Origin of the sequence: Bacillus cereus group sp. BfR-BA-01316, from assembly GCF_022664195.1 — a bacterium.
Lineage (GTDB): Bacteria > Bacillota > Bacilli > Bacillales > Bacillaceae_G > Bacillus_A.
In genome coordinates this window covers 1-8,460 of sequence record NZ_JAKUGX010000058.1, presented here as the reverse complement: position 1 = coordinate 8,460, position 8,460 = coordinate 1, and the positions used below count along the sequence as shown (strand labels likewise).

Here is an 8,460-nt window from a genome sequence, read left to right as displayed (position 1 = left end):
TCACCACGGTCAACATCATCACCAAGGCCACCATCAGCAACAAGTACATCACCAAGGCCATCACCAAGTTCATCCGCAGGCTGTCCTTTATCAAACTCATCAAAGTCAACATCATGGTCACCACGGTCAACATCACCACCATGGTCATCATCAAGGTCAACAGCACCACCAAGGTCAACAGCAACAACAATACCAACAATATCAGCAGCAACAACAGCCTTGGACTGGTGGAGTTGGAGCAGGGACGACAGCAGGAACAGCTGGTATTGCAGGAGCAGCAGGACACGCGGGACATGTGGGTCATTAATGAATTGCGTGAAAAATATATCGGTGAAAAAAGACATAATAAAAAACTGCTAGGGGATCCTAGCAGTTTTTTTCCGCCTCTTGACGCTGGCGTTCGATTTCAGCACGAAGTTGTGGTTCAGGTGCTTGCCATCCTTCTGGTTTTAAAATTTTGCCATCGCCTTCACGGAAGCGAGGTTTCCCATCAGGGAATAGTTTTGCCATGTTAGCGTTGTTTACAATTTCGAATCCTTTATCTGGACGTACACCCATTTCTGCAAACGTTCCGAATGCAAAGTAAATAAGGTCAATAAGTGCATCATATTGATCTTCAACAGTTGTTGCTTCTAGAAATTCTTCTAACTCTTCTTGCATAAAGCTAGCACGAATTTTTGCACGCTCTTCTGTTAGTTTTGTTGGAGTGTTTGTCACAGGATGTCCGAATACTTCGTGCATTTTCGCAACAAGTTCGTACCCTTTATCTAAACCTTTTTCGTTTGTCATGTTGTTTCATCCTTTCTCACTTTGTGCCGAAGTTTATTGTAACATAAGGTGATTGTTTAATAAAAAGAACATCTTATAGAAATAAGATGTTCGCTCGTTATTCTTCTTTCTTAATTAAAATGGATAAAATAAGATCGATGCCAAACATTCCGATGAGTAGCATTGGTATAACGACAAGTAAATAACGTGTGAAAGAAACATTTTTTAAGTATGTATGAGCAAATAAAAAGACGCCGAGAAATAAAATACCATTTAAAATAGGTTTTACTAATTTTTTAGACATAAGCTCCCCCGTAAATATCCCTTTTCTCTATTTAAAAATAAAAACTCCCCTCTCCGTTGTACCATGCCAGAGAGGGGAGTTCAATCATTAACTTATTCAATTACACCAGAATTTGTAATATTGACAGTGTATTTCACCTTAATAGGAACATCTTTATACATTCTTCGCCACTCTTCTAATTTGAATGGACGGTAATGTTCTTTATACCTTGCACCGAGACCGAGTGGATCCACATTTAAAGATTTAAACTGTTTAATTAATTTGTTAGCCGTTGCACCTAATTGTTTTTCAACTGATTTTTCTATTTTTTTTGTGTTCTTTTTATTTTCTAAGTTGAACTGTTTAGATAGTTCTTGAATACGTGCTTCTAGTTTGACGTGTATGAAAAATGATGGTTTACCATCTTTAATACTTACTTGGTAAGTTGGGACGGATCGAATATTATTAATGATTGTGTATCCTGAGTTTGCTTTAAATTCATGTGAATCTAATCGGTGTTTTTCCAATAAGCCTTTAAAGGCAAACATATCATGATAACTAATTTTTCCAATATATTTATCTCCTTTTAAAAGGCCGATGCCAGTAATTTTTATTTTATCTTTATCTTTTTTGAGAATTGGTAAATAGGAATCTTGGCCTTCACGATAATATCGATAAGCTCCTAAATGTAGATTGTCAGTAGGTAAAGGGCCTGTTTGCATATTATGGTCTAACATTTTCTTTATATAAATGGCAACGTTAGATGATGTTGTATATTTACCTTTTAGTAAGTCTAGCCCTGTTCCCTCTAATAAACCGACATACATAGAGTTCCCGATATTCACATCACGAATTAACGTGTCAAAGGAAGTTGATAATCCTTTTTTTGCGATTTTTGTAGTAAATAAAGCAAAACGCATTTGTCCACTTGCAAACGGCTGAGAGGATTCTAAAGAAGTATCCGCTTTTACTTGTTTTACTGCGTTTCCTACTCCTTCGAAGACTTGAACTTTATTACCTTTTTTCTGTATAGGACAAACGAATGTGACTTTTACTTTATTATCTTTTGCTGTATCAAAAACAGTCCCTTGAATGAGATTGACATCATCGATAATATTTTTTTGTAAGCAGCCAGTTAGACTAAGGATGCTGATACAAGAAAGAAGCATTAATTTTCTTTTGATTTTTTCCATTTTCTTTTCACCCACACAATAATAAATAGAATTGGGATGTATATGTATATAAGCCAAAAACTAATTCTTGACGCATTACTAATAAAGTCATTAATATCATGTCTGTTTGTTAAAAGTTGTGAAACAATGAGGGTAATAAGCAAAAAAGTAATTAAAACACCTCTTTGTTTTACACGAAATATTTCGTGTGTTCCTCTTGTTGCTGCCCATAAAGGAAGAATGAAGCTCGTAACAATAACGAGAGTATAAGCTGAGATTGCAATGTACTCTAGCCGTTCTATGAAAGGAAGTTGGACAACTTGAGTCATAGAGAGCTGGGCCCAAATTGTTTTGGATAATTGTTTTTCGCTAAAGAAGGTAAAAGCTAAGAGGGTGCTAAATAAATATAAAAGATTAGAGAATAGCGCACCGTATTGTGCAAATTTATGAGATTTCTTAGACTCTTTTACAAATGGATAAATCATAAGAAAAATTTCAAATCCGCTCATAGTATAGATTGATAATTGAGCTGCCTTTAAAATGTCTGAAAATGAATGTGAAAATACAGGGAGTAAATTAGACCAGTGAGTGTATTTTAAGATAAAAAGGCTAAGGAAAAGATATCCGAGTGTCCCGCCGATAGAAATGACACAGATACCAGTAATAACACGAAAACCAGATGAGATAATATAGTAACCGACTAAGCATAGAAAAGTTGTTAGCATCCAAATCGAAGCAGAAGGAAACATCCATACTTGAATAATTTCTACATATGTTCGTACAACGGAAATACTAACGGTTAAAAAATACGCTATAAAAATGAGGTTAATGCCGTTTCCTAGCCATTTTCCAAATGTTTGTCTTTGTAAATCAATTAAATTTCCGTTTGTTTCTTTTAACAAGAAATACATCATCCATAGGAGAATATGAATGATGATTCCTGTGAGAAGGACACTTATCCAGCCATCGTATCCAGCTGCTTTCGCAATAATGCGGGCAAATCCGAGAACACCAGCACCAAATTGTGCACCGTGAATTAAGAAGAAAACGAAGATAGGTGATATTTGGTGTTCTGCTTTAATTTTACTCATCGATGCACCTCATTTCTTAATCATCAAAATCAGATGTATGTTTTGTTGAAATTCCTTTTGCTGATTTCTTAACATGCTGTGGTCTAGCTTGTACATCCCTTGTATCAATCATCGTTAATGGAAAACGAATCCAAGAGTCCTTTGCTGATTGTTGGCGTGTTGGATAAAACAGTGCGTACGGCTTACGTAAAGAAGTTAGTCTAAAAAGATGGGTAAATAAAAAGATAAATCCAAGAGAAATACCAAATAGACCACCTATTTCTGCAAATGCGAGAAATGGGAAACGTAGTAAACGAACGGCGTTACCCATTTTGTAAATAGGTGTAATAAAGGAAGCTAACGCTGATAAGGCAACGATAATTAATAAAATGTTACTCGTTAACCCAGCTTGAACAGATGCTTGTCCAATTACGATACCACCTACAATACCGAGTGTTTGTCCTACTTTCATCGGTAACCTAGCCCCAGCTTCTCTTAATAAATCAATAACTAATTCCAAAAAGAGTGCTTCGATTAAAGGTGGGAATGGTACTTGTGCTCTTGATAAAATCAATGTTTCAAGCAAATCACTTGGAATGAGTTCGTAATGATAATTTAAAACGGCAACATATAATGGGGCTGCACAAATTGAGAAAAGAACCGCGATAAGTCGTAAAATCCTTGAAAATGTAGCATACAGCCAAGAGACGTTATAGTCTTCTGGTGAAATAAAGAAATCGAAATATGATACAGGAGTTAGTAGAACATTTGGTGAACCGTCAACAAAAATTGCAATTTTGCCATCAATGAGTGCCTTTGTCACTCTATCAGTTCGTTCTGTATTTATATATAATGGAAAAATTGACTTTTCTCCCATTAATTCTTGAAGATAAGCACTATCATTAATTTGATCGTATTCAAGAGCTCGCAATGACTCTTCGAGAAAATCCACATTATCCTTTTCTGCAAGGTTGTCTAAATACATTATTACAACCTTTGTTTTCGAAAAGGAGCCAATTATCATTTCTTTTGTTTGCAGTTCTAATACTGGAAGGCGTTTACGGACTAAATTAATATTTGTATCAATAGCTTCTACAAAACCTTCTTGCGGACCAATAACTGTTGATTCATTTAATGGAGGGCTTGGTGCCCGGTAAGTATCAATTGCAATGTTTGCAAGCATACATTTTTGATCTTGCTGGTGCAATTGAATAATCGCATGTCCCTTTAAAACCATGTCCTCAATTTTTTGTAAGTCGTTTGTAATCGTTATACCACTCATTGGAATATGTTCTTTTAGCTCTTCGAGTGAAGAGCAGGATCGTTCCAAAAGAGTAGGCATTAAATACTTTTGTAGTTTTTCCCCATCAAGTGATGGACGATAGTAAGAAATCCAATAAGGCATCGTTTCATCATCAGATGTATGATAATTAACAAAATCACTAGACTGCTTTAGTTTTGCTATTAAGTCTTGTAGAGAGTGAATATGGTCCTTTTCTGGTTTGCTAAAGTCATAAATGCTGTTACTTTCAGCGCTTTGCTGCTTATCTTGAGAAGAATTGTCTTGCTTAGCATCTTGCTGTTTGTTTTGAGAAGCCCCCTCTTGTTTAGCACCTTGCTGTTTGTTTTGAGAAGAATCCTCTTGCTTAGAATTTTGCTGTTTGTCTTGAGAAGAATCCTGTTGCTTAGAATTTTGCTGTTTGTCTTGAGAAGAATCCTCTTGTTTAGAATTTTGCTGTTTGTTTTGAGAAGAATCCTGTTGCTTAGAATTTTGCTGCTTGTCTTGAGAAGAAGCATCAGTTTGTTCCTTACTTTTTGGCTCGTCATTCTTATCTTTGTTATGTTCTTTTTGATCATCAGACTGTTGTTTCGAATCAGCTGTCTCTTTTGTATTTGATTTTTTTTTCTTACGTAACCAATTCCAAATCATATATATTCCCTCTTTGATTTTGTAATATAGTGCTATTTTGTGGCTAATTTTGTATATTATTCATTTATTTATGAAAAGAAGAAGGAGATTGGCTTGCATAGAAAAAATCCTTTAGTAAGCAGTTCATAAAATGACGGGAAGAAGGCGAGTCTGTGCAAATTGTAAAAAAGGAGAAGTTTGTTTTAAAAGAATTTGTGTTTGAAAATGGTAGGGAGATTCCTGTTCAAATGGGGTATGAGACGTATGGTGCTTTAAATAGAGAAAAATCAAATGGGATTTTGGTTTGTCACTATTTTAGTGCAACAAGTCATGCGGCAGGAAAATATACAGAGCATGATGAGGAAGCTGGTTGGTGGGATGGATTAATTGGACCTGGGAAAGCAATTGATACAAATAAATATTTCGTTATATGTACTGATAACCTTTGTAATGTACAGGTGAAGAACCCTTACGTGATTACAACGGGACCAAAATCGATAAATCCGGTGACTGGTTTTGAGTATGCGATGGATTTTCCAGTTTTCACATTTTTAGATGTAGCACGTATGCAATATGAGTTAATAAAAGATATGGGCATTTCTAGATTACATGCTGTAATGGGACCTTCGGCAGGTGGGATGATTGCGCAGCAATGGGCTGTCCACTATCCTCATATGGTAGAACGAATGATTGGAGTTATTACGAATCCACAAAATCCAATTATAACGTCGGGAAATGTAGCGCAAAATGCGATTGAAGCAATTCAGCTTGATCCAAATTGGAAAGGTGGAAAGTACGGAGAGGAGCAACCAACGAAGGGGCTTCATTTAGCGAATAAAATGATGTTTATGAACGCATTTGATGAACATTTTTATGAAAAGGCATTCCCGCGGAACAGTATAGAAATGGTACCTTATCAACAATTTTCTGCATTAACATCATTTGAGAAAGAAATAAATAAAGTGACATGTAAAAGTATAGATTTAGTAGATGCAAATTCATGGATGTATACTACAAAAGCGGTCTTATTACATGATATTGCACATGGATTTTCTTCCTTAGAAGAGGCTCTTTCTAAGATTGAAGCGAATGTACTCATGATTCCATGCAAACAAGATTTACTTCAGCCGCCTCGTTACAATTATAAAATGGTAGAAATTTTGCAAAAGCAAGGGAAGTACGCAGAAGTATATGAGATAGAAAGTATAAATGGGCATATGGCAGGAGCGTTAGATGTTCATTTATTTGAAAAGAAAGTTTATGAGTTTTTAAATCGGAAAGTATCTAGTTTTGTGTAGGAAATAATTAATGTGGAAAGGTGCATGATTTATAGTAGGCACCTTTTTTTACATGATTTGCAGACGGAAAATATATGAAGCGATTGATAAACCGAAGAAAGCTATACTAAGTAATAGAAATAAGAATGACATTTCTTGAGGGGATTTTATCTTTTTATTATTTTTCATACTAAGAGCAATAACTGCAAAAACTAAGAAAATGATGCCCATAATGAAAAGAAAAAGTGTCATTTTAACTGGCTCCTTTCATCAAACAAGTATATTGAGGATACAATGCGCCAGTTATGTTTGTAAAGAATAAGTTTTGCGGGAAAATTGAGAAATAAATGTTCCATTCTTTGCGTTCCTTCCTTCGCGTGCTAAAATTGATGAGAAATGTTTGTTTAAAGAAGAAACTGAAGGTTTTATTGTATATAAGGAGGAACTACATATGACAGAAGTAAAAACAATTACTACAGAAGAAGTGCAAGAGCGTTTAGAAAATGGAGAAACATTATTTTTAGTAGATGTAAGGGAAGATGAAGAAGTAGCGGCAGGGAAAATTCCGGAAGCTGTACATATTAAAATGGGCGATATTCCAAATAAAGTAGATTTCTTTGAGAAAGAGAATGAATATATCTTTATTTGCCGTTCGGGAATGCGCAGTGAAAATGTATGCCATTATTTAAATGAACAAGGATTTAAAACAGTGAATATGGTTGGCGGTATGCTTCAGTATGAAGGCGAAACTAAATAAGTAGCTGCAAAAACTTGAAACGTGTTTGTTTCAAGTTTTTTTCTTTTGCATACAGTGTATAAAAGGGGGAGAGGTAAATGGGGATTAACATGCGTAAAGTAAAAATCATAAATAATACAGGAGCTGTTAATGTTGGTGACTGTTATAATATCTCACCTTTAGCTGTGGCAAAAATATATGCCGGTGCTGGAGGGTCAAGTGCGGCAGTTTTTTTAAATGGAAAACGTATACCTGAACCTACAATTAGAACATCAGTATTTTTACCGCCATTAGCAACAAGTACACGTACATTAGGTGCATAAAGGAAAGGTAGAGTGTAAGTATGCCTGCGCATATAAAAGAGTTTATTATTGTTAATAATACTGGGAATATATTTACCGGTGATAATTTGAGTGATACATCGTTTACTGCTTCGAAATCGTATAGTGGTTCAACGGGTTGCACTTGGATTGATGTTGTTACAGTAATAGGGACGGAGACGAAGCTTTGTTTACAGCCGGGAGATAGTGTGACGACAACGTATACGAGAGGTACTCCTGCTGGCACTGTAACGGGAACAAATATGGGGCAAGGTGCAAATGTGTCGAGTATATCGCAAGCTGTCCCTAATACAGATAATATGGATTCAACAGCTGGACTCCCCTAGGAAATTAGGGGAGTTTTTATTAATTTAATTAAAAAATTCACTTCATAAAATAAATTAGAGTCTAATAAAAGTAGTCTTGGAGATTGTTTTTGTAAATAGATTAAAAAGAAGAGTTTTGTTTCATGTAAAAAGATGGTTTGTAGGTGGTGAAAGTGTGAAAGAGCGCGATAATAAAAATAAACAAAATTCATTAAACTCTAATTTCAGAATTTCACCAAATCTTATTGGTCCTACTTTCCCTCCTGTTCCAACAGGATTTACTGGCATTGGGATTACTGGACCAACAGGACCGCAAGGAGTGCAAGGGATTCAAGGACCAGCTGGACAAATAGGAGCAACAGGACCAGAAGGACAACAAGGACCCCAAGGAGTGAGGGGATCGGCAGGAGATACAGGAGCGACAGGTGCACAAGGTGTCCAAGGAATACAAGGTCCGATTGGTCCAACTGGCGCAACTGGAGTACAAGGTATACAGGGAATACAAGGAGTACAAGGAGCGATAGGAGCAACTGGACCTGAGGGTCCTCAAGGTGTTCAAGGAGTGCAAGGAGTGCAAGGGTTACCGGGAGTAACTGGAG

The 8,460-nt window shown here is 36.0% G+C and carries 11 protein-coding genes and 1 pseudogene; 6 read left to right on the top strand and 6 right to left on the bottom strand.

The annotated features are described in order from the left end of the window. A pseudogene (locus MR071_RS24615) lies at positions 1 to 307 on the top strand (VrrB protein); the annotation flags it as partial. A 59-nt stretch (positions 308 to 366) separates the two neighbouring features. Here MR071_RS24615 and MR071_RS24610 read toward each other — a convergent pair. The 5 genes from MR071_RS24610 to MR071_RS24590 form a co-directional block, all read right to left on the bottom strand. After that, positions 367 to 789 carry a pyrophosphohydrolase domain-containing protein gene (locus MR071_RS24610; protein WP_000180554.1) on the bottom strand — a complete coding sequence of 141 codons (423 nt, stop codon included), beginning with the start codon at positions 787 to 789 and terminating at the stop codon, positions 367 to 369. A gap of 97 nt (positions 790 to 886) precedes the next feature. Beyond that, positions 887 to 1,072, bottom strand: a complete 186-nt coding sequence (locus MR071_RS24605; protein WP_000038778.1) for a hypothetical protein — start codon at positions 1,070 to 1,072, stop codon at positions 887 to 889. A 92-nt stretch (positions 1,073 to 1,164) separates the two neighbouring features. Beyond that, entirely contained in the window at positions 1,165 to 2,244 is a 1,080-nt protein-coding gene (locus MR071_RS24600) for a Ger(x)C family spore germination protein (RefSeq protein WP_105585983.1), read from the bottom strand. After that, a complete protein-coding gene (locus tag MR071_RS24595) occupies positions 2,220 to 3,314 on the bottom strand; it encodes a spore germination protein (RefSeq protein ID WP_105585984.1) in 1,095 nt (364 codons plus the stop codon). Before MR071_RS24595 ends, MR071_RS24600 begins: the two co-directional genes overlap by 25 nt. A 16-nt stretch (positions 3,315 to 3,330) precedes the next feature. Then, entirely contained in the window at positions 3,331 to 5,223 is a 1,893-nt protein-coding gene (locus MR071_RS24590; protein ID WP_105585985.1) for a spore germination protein, read from the bottom strand. 152 nt (positions 5,224 to 5,375) lie between these two features. On the opposite strand from MR071_RS24590, the gene MR071_RS24585 reads away from it, so the two are divergent. Next, positions 5,376 to 6,500 carry a homoserine O-acetyltransferase family protein gene (locus MR071_RS24585; protein WP_105585986.1) on the top strand — a complete coding sequence of 375 codons (1,125 nt, stop codon included), beginning with the start codon at positions 5,376 to 5,378 and terminating at the stop codon, positions 6,498 to 6,500. Positions 6,501 to 6,548: 48 nt separating this feature from the next. Here the strand turns inward: MR071_RS24585 and MR071_RS24580 are convergent, their stop codons facing one another. After that, entirely contained in the window at positions 6,549 to 6,731 is a 183-nt protein-coding gene (locus MR071_RS24580; protein ID WP_002129493.1) for a hypothetical protein, read from the bottom strand. A 199-nt stretch (positions 6,732 to 6,930) separates the two neighbouring features. Here MR071_RS24580 and MR071_RS24575 point away from each other — a divergent pair, with 199 nt between their 5' ends. From MR071_RS24575 to MR071_RS24560, 4 genes are all read left to right on the top strand, one after another. Continuing rightward, positions 6,931 to 7,236: a rhodanese-like domain-containing protein gene (locus MR071_RS24575; protein WP_000141214.1), complete on the top strand. Its 306-nt coding sequence runs from the start codon at positions 6,931 to 6,933 to the stop codon at positions 7,234 to 7,236. 77 nt (positions 7,237 to 7,313) lie between these two features. Next, the gene (locus tag MR071_RS24570) at positions 7,314 to 7,538 is read left to right on the top strand and encodes a spore germination protein (protein ID WP_105585988.1); all 225 of its coding nucleotides are present in this window, start codon (positions 7,314 to 7,316) and stop codon (positions 7,536 to 7,538) included. A gap of 20 nt (positions 7,539 to 7,558) precedes the next feature. Beyond that, positions 7,559 to 7,882, top strand: coding sequence for a hypothetical protein (locus MR071_RS24565; RefSeq protein WP_105585989.1), 324 nt, complete (start codon positions 7,559 to 7,561; stop codon positions 7,880 to 7,882). Positions 7,883 to 8,036: 154 nt separating this feature from the next. Beyond that, on the top strand, positions 8,037 to 8,460 hold a 424-nt coding region (locus MR071_RS24560; RefSeq protein WP_242238196.1), incomplete at its 3' end, for an exosporium leader peptide-containing protein.